Raw genomic sequence first — 18,454 nt, 5'->3', positions numbered from 1 at the left:
GAGATCATGTTCGGAAGACCCCTTGCTATAGTTGGACACATAAGTTTGCTTTTATTCTCTAGCCTTTAGTGTTTTTCTTTATTCATTTCTCAAATCAATGTTTTTTAGTTTTGATTCAATTTCTCTGACTGATTTTTGACCAATTCCAGGGATTTTTTGAAGGTTTTCTATACCGATATGAATCAGATCATTAACAGTTTTGATCCCGTATCTCTTTAATGAAAAAAAGATTTTCGTTGGAAGATCAAGTTCCTCTAACATCATTTCATCGCCACTGGAATGAAGAGGTATACTTTCACTTTTTATTTCCCTTTTAATTTTATAGATTGTATTACGAGCTAAACCCGTAGCCTTATGTATATCCATTACGCTTACCTCCTGATTTAACATTTCAACAACTTTATCATAGAGTACTTTTCTCTTACCCTTTGCATTTGTATGATAATATGTCCCTTTTTTCTTAGTGATTTCAATCCCTTCCCATTGTCGTTCCTTAATCATCAGACGTTCAAATTCAGCTGTTGCAAAAAAAATAGAAAAAACTATGTCACTGTATGGATTATCTTCTCGTGTATCAATACGTTCTTTAAGTGTAACAAGTCCTGCTTTCTTAGATCGTAATTCTTGGATAACTTTAAGAATATGTATTTGAGAACGTCCGAAACGTGTAAGATCATGACATACTATGACATCCTTAAAACGAATTTGTTGCATCAATTTTTCAAATTCAGGTCTTTCAATGGATCTTTCGATAACAATATGTTCACATCCATAGTTTTTTAACTCCTGAATTTGCCGATCTAAATTTTGACCAGTTGAACTGACTCGTGCATAACCAATGAGCAAATAAATCTCTCCTTTAATCATCATTTAGTAAACAAACCTAAATAATATTGATTTTCTTTAAATTTTGTCTTTTGGATTTTCCTTTCTATAACAACTGCGATAGGAATACCTTTATCCTCTGTTTAGGATGTTGAGGTGTTACATTTCCATGGCCGCCTGTTATTTATCGAAAAAGGACCTTGTAAAAATATGAACGATGTAAAACCCCAGCATTCATTTTTGAACTGCTGGGGAGTTTTTCAATCTACTCTTTTTTCCGTTTAACACCTGTAGGTTCAAATCCGGGTTTTTGTTCAAGTTTGTACGTTTCATCAAGCTCTTGTGAAAGCTCGATTTCTTCTTTGCTCAAACTACCAACTTGATTTGGAGCCTGTGAAATTTTCTTTTTATGGTTATTTCCCTTTTGCCCATGATCCATTCTTCCCACGAAAGAACCTCCTTTCATGGATTTAGAATACGGCAATTTCTTCAAATTTATTCAATTAGCTATCCAATATTGCATTCGACACTAATTACGTAATTGGTTAAGTATACTTCCCTCTTATTACTTCCCGAGGATTCAGCAACACTGACAGCCTCCTGTACATCCATCAGGTTAAAATGGAAAATCGTCTCAATTCATCATTGATTATTAAGGTCATCAAATTGATGAATGTTTCTTGCCAAGTTTGTACCGATGCTTGTTGATTCCAATATCGCAGATGAAACATCTTAACATCCACTTTCGCCTTATGTAACGGTCATTCCCACAAGCACTTCCCTATCAATCGGCCGTTAGAGGGGCATATTCCATCGATTTTCTTGCCAGCAATTCCTGGTTATGAAGGGGGCAACTTTTAAAACATTTTGGGTACTTCCGAATTCGCGGAATGTGACACATTTGCCTTTCAAAACAAAAACGCGCCTTACAATCATTGATTCATCAAGTATATCATCTGCAAAATGCCTTGTAACTTGATCCAAAAGAGCTTCCAGCACGTGAAAAAATAGAGTGTAAAATCGAATAGGACTTCACAAACTCTATTTATCAAGTGGTTCATAATTTCAGTTTTAAATTTGGTTAACCTTAAGTAGGGACTAACTCCTAATTGTGCGTTTTTTTTGGCAACTAATCTCAGTGTGCATCTCTTCTCAATTCCATAACCTATTTAGCAGATTCTGTTATTTGATTCAATTAGCTCCTTTTAAGCGGATTCATATGAGTGATGTCTTCAAATTCTCTTGCGATTCTTTCAAATGCTTCCTTTATGATAGATCTAGGAGAAGGGATACAAATTCTCTGATAGTTTAAACCCTCTTCGCCAAACATACTTCCATCTTCTAATAGGACATTTGCTCTGTTATAAATACGATCATGAACTTCCTCGGGAGATATACCGTAAGCGCTAAAATTCATCCACATAACATAAGTTCCTTCTGGAATTCTTACCTTCACTTCAGGCATTCTTTCAGCTAAGAAATTTTTGACAAATTCCATTGTGCCATCTATATACTCTTTCAATTGTTCTAACCATTCTTCTCCCTTATTGTAAACAGCAATAAGTGCAGATATAGTAAATGGAGACGGTAATTGCATTCCCAATACCCCACTGAACGTTTTTCTCAGCTCTGGATTAGGTATGATGACATTTGTACAATGGAGCCCTGCTACGTTAAATGTTTTGTTAATTGCTGTATAGGTGATAATATGATCATTATTTTCAGTAGCTTTTGCCATTGGAATAAATGTTTGATCACGTCTTATTAAATCTCCGTGAATTTCATCTGCTATTATGATCACATCGTTTTTTGCACAAATATCGGATAATTTTTTAAGCTCTTCCATAGTAAAGATTCTTCCTGTTGGATTATGAGGATTACATAAAATGAACATTTTCGTCTTTTCTTCTTTTGCTTTAGCTTCAAAATCCTCAAAATCTATAGAATAATAGCCTCCATCATCACATGTAAGCGCATTATTCCTGACTTGCCTTCCGTTCCCTTCTATCGATGCAGTAAATGGCGGATAAACAGGGCGCTGTATAATGATTCCGTCACCGGGTTCTGTAAATGCTCTAACCGCAATATTTAAAGCGTGTACAGTTCCGGGACTGTATACGATTTCCTCCTTCTTGATCTCCCAATTATGTCTCTTTATAAACCAATGTTGGATGGCTTCGTAATACTCTTCAGGTAAAACTGAGTAACCGAATATTTTATGATCGACTGTTTTATGTAATGCATCAATTAATGGCTGTGGTACGGGTAAATCCATATCTGCCGTAAATAAAGGTAACGTCTCTTCATCATATCTTTCAGTAAGACCCACTTCCCTTACAATTTCACCCCCATCCCATTTTAGTGAATAGGTTCCTCTCCGATTTACAATTTCATCAAAGTTATATTTCATGGCGTCTACCCCTTTTTCATATTCGATCCATTTCATTTAAACAGGTGAATTTTCTATTGAACTCTCGCCACGGTCTGTTTAAAGTGGGAGGTTCCTAAGAACACCAGTGTAACTGCCAGTTCTTGATCAGGCCTATCCCCGGAGTTCCTGTGGTTAATCGTAATGCTTCATTACGAACATTGATACTTGCGTTCATGTCTCTATCGTGATGTTCGCTGTAGGAAGGGCAATTCCTTCACGCAATCCGAGATTTTTAACGTCTTTATTTTTGTAACCGCTATTTGAACACAGTTGACTGGAGGGAAAATTTTTTTCGACAATGCCAACTTGTTTACCACACTACTTCGCTTTGTACTCAAGCATCATACGAAATAACGACCAATTAACCTTACTGATGGATTTGGCTAATTTCTTTTCAAGTTTGGGAAAATAGTTGTGATTCTTATAGATTGTTCCATCAGGCAAAATAGCAAAGTCCTTGAGTCCAACATCAATCCCTAAAGCTGAACCTGTTTTAGGTAACTTATCAACCTCTGTTTCAACAAGGATGGATACAAAATATTTTCCGGTAGGATAACGTCTAACCGTCACATTAAGGATACAACCTTCAACCTCACGACTTTTAGCAAACTGGACTAAGTCAAGTTTAGGTAACTTGATTTTGTTGTCAATAACAGCAATATTCCCGTTTGTGTGTTTCGTAGTATAAGGACTGCACGTTGTTCTTTTTAGATTTGAAACGAGGTGCATGATTTTGTTTTTCATAAAATCGAGCATATGCCTCAGCGAGGTTTTTGAGGGAGGAATGAATTGCAGTGCTATCGACTTCTTTCAACCAAACGAATCGTTCTGGATTTCAAAAAATACATTATTGCTTTGACAGAACCATTCAATAAAAATTATCTAGGAACCGTTCTGTAATAAAAGTGAGCGGTTCCTTCAATTCTATCTACTATTAGGCTTTCGTTGTTGGTCGTTCAGTTTCTCCAAATTTTGATGGTTCGTTTTCAACACGTTAGCTTGGATATATCATTCATTCAGTTGAGACTCCCACGGCTAAAGCCGCAAGCCCTACACCTTACGGTGTGAGGGGTGGGATTCTTGAATGACTAAGCGTTCGCAGTCCATTTCTGTTTTGAACAGCCTCCAAGATGAGGGTATCTCATTACCCCGTCCCATGCAGTTAAAATGTACCCACATGGGCGGCATACCTATTACCAGTATGCTAGGCTACTAAACCCGAAATCGCTTTCGATATATTAATGGCTCCATTGAGGTCAGCATGACAGGTGTAGCCACATTCTCTACATTGAAAATGGAGACCGTTTCGATTTTCTTTCGCTTGATGACCACATTTGCAAGTTTGACTGGTGTATTCTGGATTCACCAATTCAAAACGGATCCCTATCATCTCAGCTTTGTATTTGATGAACTCTTTAAGTTGGTAGAACGACCATGAATGCAGGCTCCTACCTTGGTCGTTTTTCTTTGATTTGGTAGTATTTCGAATATCCGTCAAGTCTTCCATGCGAATCACTCCAACACCGTTGGCGAGTGCAAGGTTAACGATTTGACGGCTGATTTTATGGTTCTGGTCTTTCATCCAACGAGACTCTTTGCCTTTGGAATTCTTAATGGCTTGTAGTTTTTTCGCTTTTCCTAGTCTCCTTCTTCTTGCCGAGAAGTGTCTACGAGTATATGCGACTTTTGAGCCTTTAAAGAAGAAAGACTTTGTTCCAATACTGGCAACTGCGAGATATCGAAGTCCCAAGTCAATCCCCATGACTTTTTTACCTTGTGATGATTCCACATTCCAAGTGATTGAAATGGCAAGATACCATTTCTTTTTCTTTTGATAAAGCTTTCCAGTCCCTATCTTTACGCTTCCACTGATCATTTGATCAAGCCACTTTATTTGAAATGGTTTTGCTATTACTGGAACCCCTATACGTTTTGCAAGTGTAGGAAAAGAAACGGTGTATAATTTACTCTTCTTTTCTATTTTTAAGTTTTGATTATTAAAGCAGCACCACATTTTACGGAAGGTCTTTGCTTTCTGATTTTTCTTTTGAAATTTTACTTCTCTAATGGTTTGATTAATGACTGCGGATGGAAATTTCTCTGCTGAAAACTCCTTAAAGATTCGACTGGTTGCCTGATTTATGTCTGGATGAAGCAATAACCAGTTCGCAAATCCTGTATTTGTCTCTGCCATTCGTTTATACATCTGTTGTTTGGCAAGAGTCGGTTTATGTAGCTCTAAGCGTAGCGTGATTGTCGGCATATATTCACCCCCATTTCTTTAAAATTTTGTTGGAATAGATCTCATGAGATGTATTTTCTATAAAGTCATGTAGAGTTTGGTCGATTTCGATTTCCAAATCTTCGTTTAATTCGTTTCCATCTTCATCATATAGCTGGAAGTGTTCGTGTTTCCATTCATGAAACTTGTCTTGCAACAAGTCCATTAAGTGTGATTTCCTGTTTATCCAAAACGCTCACCCCCTTGTTTTTTGTTGTTCAACATAACGCTTAATGGTTGCACTCGATACATTTCCTGCGGTCGATACAAAATAGGAACGTGTCCAAAGACTCGGCAGATGTTGAAGATGAGGAAATTCCTCTCTTAACTTTCTAGAAGTCACTCCTTTGATTTTTGCCATAATATCAGCAGGACTAAGTGTTGGTAGTGTGTTTAGGAACATGTGGGTATGGTCTTTGTCGCACTCTAAAGCAACAATGACAATTTCTAATTCTTCACATATTTCCTGTACTAACTGTTTAAATCGTTCCTCTACATCAGTACGGAGAAATATTTTCCTTCTGTATCGAGGACAAAAAACGAAATGATAGTTGATTAATGATACGGTTTTGTTTGTTCTTCTGTATTCGTTCATATTCACAATGTATCAGTTTTGTTTATAAACTACAACAGTTATACAACAAAAAGAGAGTGAAATTTTCGGATACTTGAAGTATCACAAAACCTTTCCGATTTTAGCGGTGCTCCGTATCCGTTCTCACTCTCATCCCATGCCTAAAGGCGGGCTATGCCCTGCATGGGCTTTCCCGTTCGGAAAATCTGTAATTATTAACCATTATATGTCATAACGTTCACCTATTCTCCAGAACTATTTGTTGAGTTAATTTATTTGATTTTTTAATTATAAGTTAAATAGATAAATCAATTAAACTTTCAACAAGTAAAGAAATCAGTGTTTTTCTTATCATTGGAAAATAGAAATTAAAAATTCTTTAAACATTTCTATCATATTTTTCTATCCTTTAAATTTTAAATTACATATAATTTCAAAATGTCACTACTTTCGAATGTAACCTTTTAACCTATTTATCTCTGAGAAGCTTGTCCCTAGAAGTTCTAATCTAATCAAAAGGTATTGACTAAAAATGAAATATGATATAGCGGATATTAACAATCTTAGAATGTGATTACACTTGGAGGTTATTCCTTCATTTCGACATGTTTTTGGAATAGATGTAACTATAATAGGTTTGAATTTTTGAGGAAAGGAGGGTGCAGTTTCCAATACTTGGATAACTATTTGAAAGTTTTAAAAATTTTTGTCCCCTATTTTGTAACTTAAGGAGGAGAACCATGTTAAAAACATTATTTTTAGTATTAACTTCAGTTATGTTAGCAGCATGTAGTAATCTAACTGGAGATCAAAACAAGAATGAGGATGTAAATAATCCCCCTGCTGAAGAACCAGTAGATAGTGGTGTGGAAGGAAAACCAGATACTGAAGATCCCGCAAGTGGAGGAACGGACGGAGAAACAGATACTGAAGATCCCGCAAGTGGAGGAACGGATGGAGAAACAGATACTGAAGATCCCGCAAATGGAGGAATGGACGGAGAAACAGATACTGAAGATCCCGCAAATGGAGGAATGGACGGAGAAACAGATACTGAAGATCCCACAAATGGAGGAACGGACGGAGAAACAAACACTGAAGATCCTGCAAATGGAGAGGGAACCAATGATAGTTCAGAAACTGACTGGTAAATTTGAAAAAATAATAATTTAAAGTAAAGGACGAGCCTATTTTACGTTTTACTTATTTAATTGTATAGGGGGCAACCTATATTTTAGGTCAGCCCCCCTTTAACAAGCATATGGATTTAATTACAGTTTTACTCTTTCTCTTGTTGAATAAGGTAACTCTTTTAACCAATTTTAATTGACCCATTCGATCTATTTACTTAATTTTGCAATCATTTATACTTTATCGCATAAACTCGATAAAGAGTTTTTCTCTCCTGCCATTGGACAGTGACGGCTAATCACTGTCCTTTTATAAATAGAAATTCTAAAATCATTTCGATCCATATAACTGTAATAGGTAGTGTTTGATAATCTCAAGGTCATACTACGATAGAGTATAGTATAATTCGTGCTCACTTATATCTAAAGGAATTTCAAATCCACACTAATCGAATTAACCAAGATGTTCAAAGCACTCGGACGCTGTAATTGAGACTGTAAAGCACGTTCTCTTAGTTCTCCATGTTTATTAAAGAGAATGGCTTGTTCCAGAGCATTCATTACTTCTCCTTTATGTAAACCGCGTTGAATACGGCGACACATTGATTTGTTTAAGATGAAGCCATGATAATGATGGTCTTTTCTATTCGGGGGATGGAAAGAATTCATTCAATGAACGGAATAGCTGATCTCAGTATGGGTTTTATTCCTTCCCCTGTTGATGAATCATTTCCTTAATCGCGTTCTCCAAAAGCTGAAGATAGTTAGTAGTAAATAATCATCTAAAATTCAAAAGGTAACTTCTCCTCGATAGTTGAACAAGAAAAAGCTATCCTTTAAATATTTAAAACTTACTTTTCTGTTACTAATGAAACTCAACAAGCGAATTTCATATTTGGCTAAGCGCACAGATTGCACATAATATTTCTAACTTGAATGGTTCAGCTTTTTTTCTTCAAATTATTTTTTCATAAGAAACTTCAACTCGTTTGATTTCTAGATTTTCGGTCATGAAGTTTTTCATCTCTTTTTCAATGGCAAGTAAATCATTGGAAGTTAAACTATGTTCTAGTTTCAAATCATAGTAAAGTCCATCTTCAATGAGCCGTCAACGTTAATTTTTTTAAATGCTTTTTTATTTAGGAAAAGTTTTACTTGAAGAGAGCCACAGCTCTTTCTGGATCAGCTGGTCCCTCATGTGCAAGTGCATCAAAAACAAAATTAAATGCATTCAGGTCATAGGTTATAAACTGGTGCTCGATTTGATCTAATGGATAATAATCCTGCAATGTTATATTCGACACTTGTTTTGACTCACTAAGAAAGGACGACGTATAAGGAACAACAAACTCGTCATTACGGGTTGCGACCACTGTGTATGAAACTTGTCCAGGGGTCTCGTCGCCCTGGTTGAGTTTTTCAAGAAAATTCGAACCGGTCTGCTGCTGACTGCAGGCGGTGCAGGAAATCAAATCAGTAACAGTCCATGACGTATCGAGCCCAGCAAAGCCTTTTGTACCATGGTTGGATGGTACGAGTCCGATTAGATCATTCACCTTTTTATCTCCTCCAAGAAATTTTATATAGTAACGCGGCATCATTCCTCCTTGGCTGTGTCCGACAAGAGATACCTTTTTAGCCCCTGTATGTTCAAGGACGTTGTCGATAAAGATTTTCAGTTCCATCGCTGAGTCTTCAATAGGACCTGTGGCATAACCTGCGCTGCTGTAACCATAGTTTAAAGAATAAACACAGTAGCCTTTCGCTTTAAGCAAAGGTGCAAGGTCAACCCAGTTCCGATCCATGGACTCAAATGTGCCTGGAACCAGTACGATTGGATCGGGATGTGATGCATCTGGCCGGCAGCTTGGATCATTTGCTCCAGGCGGCGGGAATCCTTCTTTTAACAAGAAATCTCCTGTAGTTTCTGCCATTGTTTTACCGCTTCCCAAAGTCAGAAAAGTAAGCGTTAACAAAAAAGATAAAACAATCATGAAAAGATTCTTCATATTACCAACTCCCTAAGTATATGTCTTTATTGTCTTTTTTGAATTCAGAAACACAGATATTGCTACTGGGGGATTTATTTATCCACAATTGTTAAGTCAGAACCACTTGAACTTATTTTATTTATGTTTAAGTTATCTTTGTTAAATTATCTCTACACGAAGAATGCCTAAAGCTAAGAAAATTGCTCCTCCAAATTATTATAAGAAAACGTCCCCCCTACTAATAAGTTTTGCAATAGAGAATAAGTTAAATAGATTAGATGAGAAAACCTTTTATCGCTTTACCACAATGTAATATCCAAAAATCCACAGCAAATAACTCGCCCTTATAGGGAAAGAATTGCTGTGGATCTCCATATTCTCCATCACGAGTATTAACTTTATTTAAAAATTAACACAGTATTAAAAGTGTTGTCAATTTTTTTATTTTTTAAATATTTCACTCACTTCCGAAGCAACCTGACTTAGTTACGTCCCTTATTCATCTAGCCTGCCCCTAAATATACTAAGTCCAATTCAACATTCTGGCCTTTTTTGTGGAATAAGGCTTTCAATTTTGGTCAACATTCTTTTAACCAAAACATTAAATTTTAGTATAGTTGGATGTATTGTTCACATTCCAAGGGTGGACTAGTACGGAACATGTTTTATAAGAATAAACCCTATCATCTTTATTCAAAATCATTGATATATCAATGTTTATTTTAAAAAGGGAATCAAATACTTTCAATCTAAATCAAATTTTTGTGGGTGTTTTGTGGGTGGATTCGTGGGTAAATTAAAAGAAGGCGTTGATTGTGGTCATATTGTTTTTATACTTTTGTACATCATGAAAACGACGAATTAGAAAGTTCGTCTATAATTAAAATAAATATGAGTTGGAACGAAAATTGGCATGCATAAATTTCATATAATAATCCTTGGCATTATCGTTCTTATACCAAGGGTTATTAGATTTAACCAATTGAACCTTCCCTTTCGAATTTGATTAAAAAGCACTTTCAAACCCTTTGCAACTCATGTGAAAACCTTGATATATCAAGGTTTTATGGAATCCTCAATCAAAACAGTTCATCTTTTTTATATCCACTTTTTTCTCTTCTCTTGACGTAATTAGGGGGGATTTGTCTTATCTTGACATCTTACTTGAAACCATTTCAATTTATTTTCGGTTTTTGCATAATAGTATTAAAAAAGTTGACTAAAGTCGTAACTTGGGGAGGGCGGAAAAGATGTTATATGTTAAAAAGGAGGAAAAAGTAGCATTAGAAGAAATATCAAAGAAAAAAGAAGAGTTGATCAGGGTAGCTCAATTGAAGGGCTTAAGGAGTAAAGAGACCTTACAATGCAGCCGTGAGCTTGACCATCTTCTTACCATCTATAAATCCCGATTATGATGCTTAATGCTTTCTAATTTACATAGATAGTCAGTCAGTTCGATTACTTTATTAAATGTAGCCTGGTTAGGGTCATCTTGAAACGCATGAATCAAACCTCGGATTTCTTGTATAAGCACAATTTGGTCGTCCGTTTTTAAAGGAGTTTCCAATTGAATACCTCCTCACTACGATTTTTTTACACATTAGTCCATTATGTAAATGATGTCAATTCTATAATTAAAGGTGTTATGGTATCCTAATTGCACTAGATTGTAATTCTTCAGACCTACTCATTTTTAACCTACGTTTTAGCAATCACCTACTTTTGTTAAAATACTCTTTAAGAATAGTACTCATCTCTCTTTGACCTGTCTTGACACCTTTCTTTACAGGTTACTATAGCCCTAATTATAATCCTTAATTTTCAAAATGTGAATATATATTTATCACAAAATTTAATTAAATATATTACTTTACTTCATTAAAGTATTGTAGTTAGAAATGTACTTTGTAAAAAACTTCCTAACTCGCTTATTAACCAAGAACAAACGATGATACTTTTCATTATCATATAAGTCATTAAACCAGTCATATTTTCTTAATTCTTCAATATGTTTATCTATTTTCTTTGTATTTAAAGAGTTATCTTGTCCGATACTTCCAATGTAATAATCTCAAAAATCATAAAAGGGTTTCCTCCAGAAGAAAAATTCCATATTATAAATTCCCCTATAAGTTAACACAAAATGTACCACTCTTCTTTAAGTAATGCTGGCCCTTTCATAAAGAAAGAGCACAACTCTTGCTACAGAATCGCGCCCGTTTGCAGAAGATCTTAGCGTAGGATTTTTTTCAAAATGTTGGCGAGACCCCATGCCCATCAAGCTAACAACCTAAATTACTATGTATGAAATGATCCTTGTTATAAAACTAGCAAGTGATAGAAAAGTAAGCATGTAAAGAAGCCTATTAAAACGCCATTTTTTTGCTAGGCAGCTTGTCTATGCTTCACTGTCGATTCATACACAACCCCTAGAATATCAAAAACTGTCATCTTCTTATAACGATGACATTTACGACCGTTCTTTTTGAGCAGCTGATAAAGGCGATGCAGAATTTCCAAAAGTTCTTCTGTGCCAACTGCTATCGCTTGAAACAGTAACGAAAAGTAATCTTTAATCATATAAATCGCTTTGTATTCACTCAACTCCTGCTTTTTCTTTTCAAGCAGAAGCTGTCGCATTTGAAACATCGTGGAAGAACAGAGGAGAATGCCGATGAGTTGTCCGTATAAATGGCACTCTAGGCGTTCTCTTTTAATATTTTTACATTCATCAATTTCAAAGAATGACTTCCACGTTTTAAACAAAATTTCAATCTGCCAACGAAGTGAATACAATGAATGTACGTAGTTCGTTGGTATTTTTCTAGCGACGTATTCGTGATATATACATTCACTCCCATTAAACGTTTACTTTTATCTTTCATGACAATGCCTTTCTTCTTTTCACGTATCAATTGGTTTTTCAGGCGAGTTTGCGTTTGATCATCAGTTAATCGATGGATAATGACACGTGCTGGAAGCTTCTGATTTTGGCCAATGTATGCATCGGGAATTTCCATCGTGTCACCAGGGGTTAGACTAGACATCATTTGTGTCATATCAAGCTGGATGTATTCTGTTTGCTTTTTTAACGTGCCATTTTTGAAGTATTCTTGCTCAGGGTTCTTGATATAAATGCGTGTATTCAGCTTCAATCGCGAGATATAGTAAGCTTCTTTATCATGAATAGCTTGTAAGTCTCCTAAATCGAAGTAACCTAGATCACGCAAACATAAATCGCCCGCCTCTACGGTTTCAAGGCAGATGGTATCGTATGTTTTATCATTATTCTTTCCTGGTCCAAGCTGTAAGAAATTGACCACTCAGTAAATCATATTCCAATTGGATTTTCACGCCTGCCGTATTACGACTCCCACCAGAGCCTTGATAATCAGTGGAGAAGGAATCAGGTAACTGAAACACAGTCGCATCTAAAATCCGAATACGTTCGAAAGATGAAATCAAGTGTGAAGATAGCGATAGTGTCGCACAGAGTTTTTGTGTTAGGAGTGAAGTAAAGACTTCTCGGAGGAATGCGACAGCTGCTGGATTAAAGCGTTGATTGAGTCCCTCTTGGCTCATTAGTACACCCGTTGAAGACTCTAACCGACTACATAGTTGCGAAAGCGATGTACTAGCGACTTCTTGGCTGAGCCAAACGCAAAGGGCAATGAGTTCATTTGCTTGATACTTACTAGATCGCTGCACAAAACCAACTTTTTTGGCGATTTCTTGTAGGACTATCGGAGATAGAAAGCTTTGTAATTCTTGTGCGAAAAGTGTCAGTTCACTGGAGTTGTTAGGATTTATAAAAAACACCATCCTTTCTCGTAAACTTCTTACGATAAGCATAGCGTTTTTTCGTTTTTGGGGATATTGTTTTAACTTAGCTTGATAGGCATGCGTCGGGACCCCATATAAAAGGTTATATGCTACATAACGTATTAAGAAAAGAAGAAACTCGATTTTCGCTCCGCAAAATCTCGTTTCTAATCCTTAATCCAAAAAAATAAAAATAACACCAATTAAACAATCAACAACAGAAAGTTTAACAAACCAAAAATGTCCAAAGAACCAGTCACATCAACAGGGAATAAACTAGACCAATGACATTTCACAATGTCAAAGGCCAAAACCCTTGATATGAATGGTTCTTTTTTAGAGATTGTGTGAACTAAGAAATAAAAAAACAAGAAATCACTTTATACTACTGGATATAAACATTGAGGCATCTTGATTCATAAAAATACGATAACCATGATAGAATGTCTTAATTTTAATTGATTTAAATCCAACTTCGGATAATCTTTTTTTCAGTTCTTCATGCGAAAAACCGTTATGAACTTTCGGATGATTTATTTTATCGTTTTTGTCAAAATCAATAATAATTAGCTTGCCACCATTATTTAAAATGTTGAACAATTCTTGTAAAATTTTTTTAGTATCCGGAATATGAAGAAGGACTAGTGACATTAAAACTATGTCTGCCTTAAGTTCAGGAGTTTCTTGAGTAAAATCTGAATAAAGTACTTTTGAGTTGGTAATTCCTTTGTGAGAAATTTTAGCTTTCGCAACCTCCAACATTTGTTTTGATGAATCTACCAACAAAATAGAATCTACTAAATCTGATAATTCTAAACTAATTAGACCAGTACCACTCCCATAGTCTATTAAAGATTTTGATTTACTATTTCGTAATTCTGGTCTTACTTCCTTAACTATAACTTTAGCTAATTCAATTCTCTCTTCTGTATCATATCTTTTTGCCATCTGTTCAAAAACGTTATTTTCCATATTCCACTCCCCTATTTATTAAAAATTAAAGCTACATAGTGGTCATTATAGCAAAAATCAAAACCTTGAGGGGCGATTCTCCCCCTCAAACCCTTTCGAATAGACCCCGGTGGGCGCGGAAAGTCTACATAAACAATCTCGTATAGGGGTCCCGACGCATAGCCATAAACCTAATAAAATAAACTATCCCCAAAACGAAAAATTGAGCAACTTGTGCAAAATCTTCGTTTTGGGGTGATTTCAATTTCTTAACTTGATGGGCATGTGGCGAGACCCCTATACAGGAGAAAATAGAGGACATTTGGAGAACATCCTGCCGGACATGGCAAAACTGCAATGTATCCAATGTTCTATAATTTTTATCTCAATGTCAAGAGCATAATATTGACCCACAATTTTGTATGAGCTAGGTTAAACAGCATAGAGATAAGATACCTAATTGGCAGGAAGTTTCGAATTCTACTTTGAATTGGATAAATGAACATACTTCAACCGGTTCACCTATTACTGAGTAGTTTAATAAAGGGTGGGGAGTAACTGTCCATCAGTTGGAAGTGCTAATGATGGACAGCTCCAATTTAAATTCAAGCTCTTACCGATTCTTTTAACGGTGCAGGATCAATACTTTGATCATTTGCAGTCAAATCGATTCCATAGTCTTTGGCAAAGACCATGTGTGTTTCAGTAAGAACTCCCTCTTTATTTTCATCTAGGTTGAATACTCTTGCGCCGCGGAGCCTGTTTTTTTCAGCTCCTGAAAGGCCATATGTGCCAAAGCCAGCGCTGCCTCCATAACCAAGTAGAACCCCGTAATAATTGCCCGAGTAAGTATTAATATGGTCATGGCCGCAAAAGACCCCCTTGACATCGTTTCTCTCTAATATGGCTGAAAACATGCCGCTGTTAATCGGTCCTGGGCATTCGTCTTCATTACGTTCTCCTACAATATTGTGTTTTTTTACAGCTGCTTCATGGTTAGCAGCTGTTCGTCCGTCAACACTTCCGTACCACATAAAACGATGCTCCCATAGAGGAATGTGAATGAACATGAGTGAAGGTATTTTGCGATCAAATCTTTTCTCTAAACTCTTAGATGTTTCATAATACCATTTAACCTGGTTCATTCGAAGCCAATCCCAGGTAGGATAGCCTTCAAAATCCTGACCGGCAATAGTTTTTGGGGCATATCTTCCGCTGTCAAGCAGCCAGAGGTTGAACACTGCTTTTTCACCCTTGGAATCATTTATGAGCACGTTCATGTTTCCAGTTCCTGTAATATCTTTTTCTCCAGGTTGGTTCATATTGTATTTGTAAGACATATAGATTTTTAGCATATCTTTCTCGTCAAGACCGCTGTTAGGAGTTGAATCTTCATCATGATTTCCATAGGTAATTGCCCATTTAATTCCTCTTTTCTCCATCGGCTGGGCAACGTTGTTAATTGCTTGTTTCATCTCAAGAGCTGTGTCGCAGCCACCGGCAATATTGTCGCCATTGAGCACAACAAAATCTGGTTTTTCTGTATCAAGCACTTTCTCCATTAGCTGAATGGTTCGGCGGTCAATACGCTCATCATCTTGTGTGTCATTAAACTGTACGATCTTTAACTTTCCATTTGGATTAAATTTCAGTTTAGCTTCGTCCTGCGTTTTTGCCTCGGCTGTACTGGTTAAAAAATCAACTGGTAATCCTGTTGTTCCAAGTGTCAAGGCAAGTGTACTCAGCCCGCTTATTTTTATAAAGTTCTTTCTGTCCATCTTTCTGACTGAATTTTGATTACTCATATAAAAGCCTCCCAATCCGTACGCAATTTTTTAAAAGTAAAGCATTTGATAAGTAACGAAAATACAATTCTGATAACAACATAAAGAGCTAATTGTAAAGCAGAATTATGTCGCCCGTATCCCTATCATTCTTCTTACTTAATCGTAGGATAGAAATGTTGATAGATTATAAATATTGAGTGAAAAGTAAGTAAAAAAATATTTAACATAAATTTTATGGCGACGATTTATGTACCGTCTTATTTCCTTTCTTACTCATAACGAATAGGTAAGGGTTTGAAGTTATCGCTCCCTTTTCCCCTCGCTCACACCGTAGGTGCGACTTTCACCGCATACGGCGTTCCAACTAATCCAATTCATTCAATTCTATGTATTTAATGAAGCAAATTTATAATTCAAAATTAGATTGCGGTATTTTTGCATTGTTTTCGAAGCTCATTGACCTTTTCTTTTTGCTTTTTGTATAGCTTTAATGAATGAAGTAAGTCTTGAATTTTACCACCGTTTTTTAAATGAACAAGTCGGTGAACGTCTTCGTGAAGCACTATCAGGTGTGAAAATCTGTCATCTTTTGAGAGATGATATGGAATTTTATGATGACAGTGCCAATCAGCTGATCCTAATTTCGTTCCTGTGACTGCACATTTTCTGTATTGGGCGATGAACTTACTTATGCGTTTATCGTTGTACTCAATCGTTCGATTTGGAATAAAATTTTTCATGACATACCTTAATACGTTTTTGTTATTCGCTTTTAGGCTTTGGTGTATTTTTTCTCTGCCTTTGACCGTATAGTTACATGTGTATTGAGAGAAACATAGATTTGTTTTATGTCGTTGGGTATAAATTGGGACAAACACCATGTCTTGAATTTTATAATATTGTGCTTCATATCCCTTATAGCGTTTCTGCAACGTAATCGTCATGTCAGTAAACTTTGCTTCTTTTCTGGCGTTCTTTAGTCGATTGTATAGCGTCTTGTGGAGGCAGGAGTTCAACTCAATTAGATTATTTGTAATTTGAGTGGCGGCTGAGTAATAATTTTGAATCCCCATTACGATCGTATTAAAATGCCAAACTGTTTCTTTACAAGGTTTTTTCTGAATGGCTTTGATCGATTCCTTGATTTTTATGAAGGCATTGGACTTTGCTTTCTTCGTCATATTGGACTGAGCTACATAGCCCTTCCTTGTCTTACCTTTTCTTTTTACTTTGAATGTGAATCCAAGAAATTCTGACGAATTTATCTTTAGATTAATAACCTTTGATTTTTCTTCGCTTGTCTCAAGGTGTATCTTGTATGAAGAAAATCCTTTAAAGCGTAGTTCATTTTAATCGCTTGCGATCGTGTGTGACATAAAACCTTGAGATCATCCGCATATCTTACGATATAACATTCTTTTAGATTCGATTTCTTGAGCGCCTGTATTTTACCTCCATTGTGCTTGTATAGATAATTACTTTTAAATGTTTCCCACTGGTCACTCCCCACCAATCAAGTTCATTTAAAACAATATTAGATAATAATGGAGACAAAATACCGCCTTGCGGTACGCATTTAGTGGGTATGCCTTCTCCTTCAATTTCTGCCTTTAATAGTTTCGAAATGATGGTAAGTAGAGATTTATCTCTTATACCTAGTGACCAAATTTGCCTCAATAGTTTACTATGATTTACATTGTTGAAGAATCCTTGAATGTCTACATCTATGCAATGATAGAGACCTGCCAGGTTTATGAGGGACTTAAACCTTGCTTTCGCATGATGGGTGTTTCTGTTCGGTCTAAAACCGTAACTGTGTTTATGAAACTTCACTTCGCAAATCGGTCTAACACTTGTAATATGCACTGTTGAAGGATTCTGCCCCATATCGTTGGAATACCTAACGGTCTTACTTTGCCATTCGGTTTTGGTATAAAAACACGCCTAATACTTTCTGGTTCATATGATTGAAGCATATTTTGAACCTTCAGAATAACCTCTTCAACAGATAAACATTTGACATCTTCAATGGTTAATTTATCAGTACCAGCCGTTTTACTTCCTGTATTTCGTTTGATATTTCGATAGGCTAAGACGTATATTTTCATCAGAACGAATCCATTTCATTAACTCATAGAAATTTTGACCATTAACACTTTGTGCGTACAAATTGTCGAGACAATGTTGTATATCATAATACTCATTGTGTCTCAGTTTCTTCCGTTTCAACAAGTCGGTGACTCCCTTAGGAGTTGAACCTCTTTTAGTCTCACAAGAACCTTGTTAATCGATAAAGAACTACCTTACATGGTTGAATGATTCTTCATTAGTCTAGTGGCTATCCCTCCATGTTGATTAGACACTTCATTGGTACTGTGCCACCACTTTCACTGATATAAAGATAAGTTATACAGTAGCTATTTTCACTATTGCTTTCCTTAACACCGTTTCATAGGAAGTAAGTCCTCCACGTTATCAACTTACAACGTTGAATTATATCTATTATAGAATGAGTTTAGGTGCTTCCAGTAAGCCTGTTAGCCGTTCATATGCCTATAACATATCATGGATTTTCATAATTCTGAGTCTTACTTATCCACTGCTAACCTCACATTTAGGTGATATACACATTTCTATGTATTGCCATTCTAGACCCGTACAT

The 18,454-nt window shown here is 36.0% G+C and carries 11 protein-coding genes and 5 pseudogenes; 2 read left to right on the top strand and 14 right to left on the bottom strand.

Features of this window, described 5'->3' with window-relative positions; all coding sequences use genetic code 11:
* Positions 1-78 precede the first annotated feature (78 nt).
* From ACJROX_RS15090 to tnpA, 7 genes and pseudogenes are all read right to left on the bottom strand, one after another.
* Positions 79-867 carry a recombinase family protein gene (locus tag ACJROX_RS15090; RefSeq protein ID WP_408011487.1) on the bottom strand — a complete coding sequence of 263 codons (789 nt, stop codon included), beginning with the start codon at positions 865-867 and terminating at the stop codon, positions 79-81.
* A gap of 223 nt (positions 868-1,090) precedes the next feature.
* Positions 1,091-1,273, bottom strand: a complete 183-nt coding sequence (locus ACJROX_RS15085; RefSeq protein ID WP_408011486.1) for a YfhD family protein — start codon at positions 1,271-1,273, stop codon at positions 1,091-1,093.
* A 747-nt stretch (positions 1,274-2,020) separates the two neighbouring features.
* Positions 2,021-3,235: a MalY/PatB family protein gene (locus ACJROX_RS15080; RefSeq protein ID WP_408011673.1), complete on the bottom strand. Its 1,215-nt coding sequence runs from the start codon at positions 3,233-3,235 to the stop codon at positions 2,021-2,023.
* Between the two features lie 94 nt (positions 3,236-3,329).
* Positions 3,330-4,070: pseudogene (locus ACJROX_RS15075) on the bottom strand (RNA-guided endonuclease TnpB family protein).
* A 390-nt stretch (positions 4,071-4,460) separates the two neighbouring features.
* The gene (locus ACJROX_RS15070) at positions 4,461-5,519 is read right to left on the bottom strand and encodes an RNA-guided endonuclease TnpB family protein (protein WP_408006920.1); all 1,059 of its coding nucleotides are present in this window, start codon (positions 5,517-5,519) and stop codon (positions 4,461-4,463) included.
* A 4-nt stretch (positions 5,520-5,523) separates the two neighbouring features.
* Positions 5,524-5,703, bottom strand: a complete 180-nt coding sequence (locus ACJROX_RS15065; RefSeq protein ID WP_408006921.1) for a hypothetical protein — start codon at positions 5,701-5,703, stop codon at positions 5,524-5,526.
* A gap of 30 nt (positions 5,704-5,733) precedes the next feature.
* Positions 5,734-6,132 carry an IS200/IS605 family transposase gene (gene tnpA / locus ACJROX_RS15060; protein WP_408006922.1) on the bottom strand — a complete coding sequence of 133 codons (399 nt, stop codon included), beginning with the start codon at positions 6,130-6,132 and terminating at the stop codon, positions 5,734-5,736.
* Between the two features lie 719 nt (positions 6,133-6,851).
* Between tnpA and ACJROX_RS15055 the strand changes: the two genes are divergently transcribed.
* Positions 6,852-7,262: a hypothetical protein gene (locus tag ACJROX_RS15055; protein ID WP_408011485.1), complete on the top strand. Its 411-nt coding sequence runs from the start codon at positions 6,852-6,854 to the stop codon at positions 7,260-7,262.
* Positions 7,263-7,682: 420 nt separating this feature from the next.
* Here ACJROX_RS15055 and ACJROX_RS15050 read toward each other — a convergent pair.
* From ACJROX_RS15050 to ACJROX_RS15040, 3 genes and pseudogenes are all read right to left on the bottom strand, one after another.
* A pseudogene (locus ACJROX_RS15050) lies at positions 7,683-7,891 on the bottom strand (Tn3 family transposase); the annotation flags it as partial.
* Between the two features lie 314 nt (positions 7,892-8,205).
* Positions 8,206-8,346 (bottom strand): annotated as a pseudogene (locus ACJROX_RS15045) (hypothetical protein); the annotation flags it as partial.
* Positions 8,347-8,392: 46 nt separating this feature from the next.
* A complete protein-coding gene (locus tag ACJROX_RS15040) occupies positions 8,393-9,250 on the bottom strand; it encodes an esterase/lipase family protein (protein ID WP_408011484.1) in 858 nt (285 codons plus the stop codon).
* Positions 9,251-10,482: 1,232 nt separating this feature from the next.
* Between ACJROX_RS15040 and ACJROX_RS15035 the strand changes: the two genes are divergently transcribed.
* Positions 10,483-10,647 carry an aspartyl-phosphate phosphatase Spo0E family protein gene (locus ACJROX_RS15035; protein WP_408011483.1) on the top strand — a complete coding sequence of 55 codons (165 nt, stop codon included), beginning with the start codon at positions 10,483-10,485 and terminating at the stop codon, positions 10,645-10,647.
* A 970-nt stretch (positions 10,648-11,617) separates the two neighbouring features.
* Here ACJROX_RS15035 and ACJROX_RS15030 read toward each other — a convergent pair.
* From ACJROX_RS15030 to ltrA, 4 genes and pseudogenes are all read right to left on the bottom strand, one after another.
* Positions 11,618-13,054, bottom strand: a pseudogene (locus ACJROX_RS15030) (IS4 family transposase).
* Positions 13,055-13,429: 375 nt separating this feature from the next.
* Positions 13,430-14,026 (bottom strand): class I SAM-dependent methyltransferase, encoded by a 597-nt coding sequence (locus ACJROX_RS15025; protein ID WP_408011482.1) that lies wholly within the window; start codon positions 14,024-14,026, stop codon positions 13,430-13,432.
* A 584-nt stretch (positions 14,027-14,610) separates the two neighbouring features.
* Positions 14,611-15,810 carry a metallophosphoesterase family protein gene (locus tag ACJROX_RS15020; RefSeq protein WP_408011481.1) on the bottom strand — a complete coding sequence of 400 codons (1,200 nt, stop codon included), beginning with the start codon at positions 15,808-15,810 and terminating at the stop codon, positions 14,611-14,613.
* A gap of 401 nt (positions 15,811-16,211) precedes the next feature.
* Positions 16,212-18,024 (bottom strand): annotated as a pseudogene (ltrA, locus tag ACJROX_RS15015) (group II intron reverse transcriptase/maturase).
* Positions 18,025-18,454 lie beyond the last annotated feature (430 nt).

The organism is Pseudalkalibacillus sp. A8 (assembly GCF_045920555.1).
Lineage (GTDB): Bacteria > Bacillota > Bacilli > Bacillales > Fictibacillaceae > Pseudalkalibacillus.
The sequence above is the reverse complement of the archived record's forward strand: the minus strand, read 5'-3'. Positions and strand labels throughout refer to the sequence as shown.

What these genes read in the sequence shown, in the direction of transcription:
- ACJROX_RS15090 (WP_408011487.1), bottom strand. Translation starts at nt 867, where the DNA reads ATGATTAAAGGAGAGATTTATTTGCTCATTGGTTATGCACGAGTCAGT.
- ACJROX_RS15080 (WP_408011673.1), bottom strand. Translation starts at nt 3,235, where the DNA reads ATGAAATATAACTTTGATGAAATTGTAAATCGGAGAGGAACCTATTCA.
- ACJROX_RS15070 (WP_408006920.1), bottom strand. Translation starts at nt 5,519, where the DNA reads ATGCCGACAATCACGCTACGCTTAGAGCTACATAAACCGACTCTTGCC.
- ACJROX_RS15065 (WP_408006921.1), bottom strand. Translation starts at nt 5,703, where the DNA reads ATGGACTTGTTGCAAGACAAGTTTCATGAATGGAAACACGAACACTTC.
- tnpA (WP_408006922.1), bottom strand. Translation starts at nt 6,132, where the DNA reads ATGAACGAATACAGAAGAACAAACAAAACCGTATCATTAATCAACTAT.
- ACJROX_RS15055 (WP_408011485.1), top strand. Translation starts at nt 6,852, where the DNA reads ATGTTAAAAACATTATTTTTAGTATTAACTTCAGTTATGTTAGCAGCA.
- ACJROX_RS15040 (WP_408011484.1), bottom strand. Translation starts at nt 9,250, where the DNA reads ATGAAGAATCTTTTCATGATTGTTTTATCTTTTTTGTTAACGCTTACT.
- ACJROX_RS15035 (WP_408011483.1), top strand. Translation starts at nt 10,483, where the DNA reads ATGTTATATGTTAAAAAGGAGGAAAAAGTAGCATTAGAAGAAATATCA.
- ACJROX_RS15025 (WP_408011482.1), bottom strand. Translation starts at nt 14,026, where the DNA reads ATGGAAAATAACGTTTTTGAACAGATGGCAAAAAGATATGATACAGAA.
- ACJROX_RS15020 (WP_408011481.1), bottom strand. Translation starts at nt 15,810, where the DNA reads ATGAGTAATCAAAATTCAGTCAGAAAGATGGACAGAAAGAACTTTATA.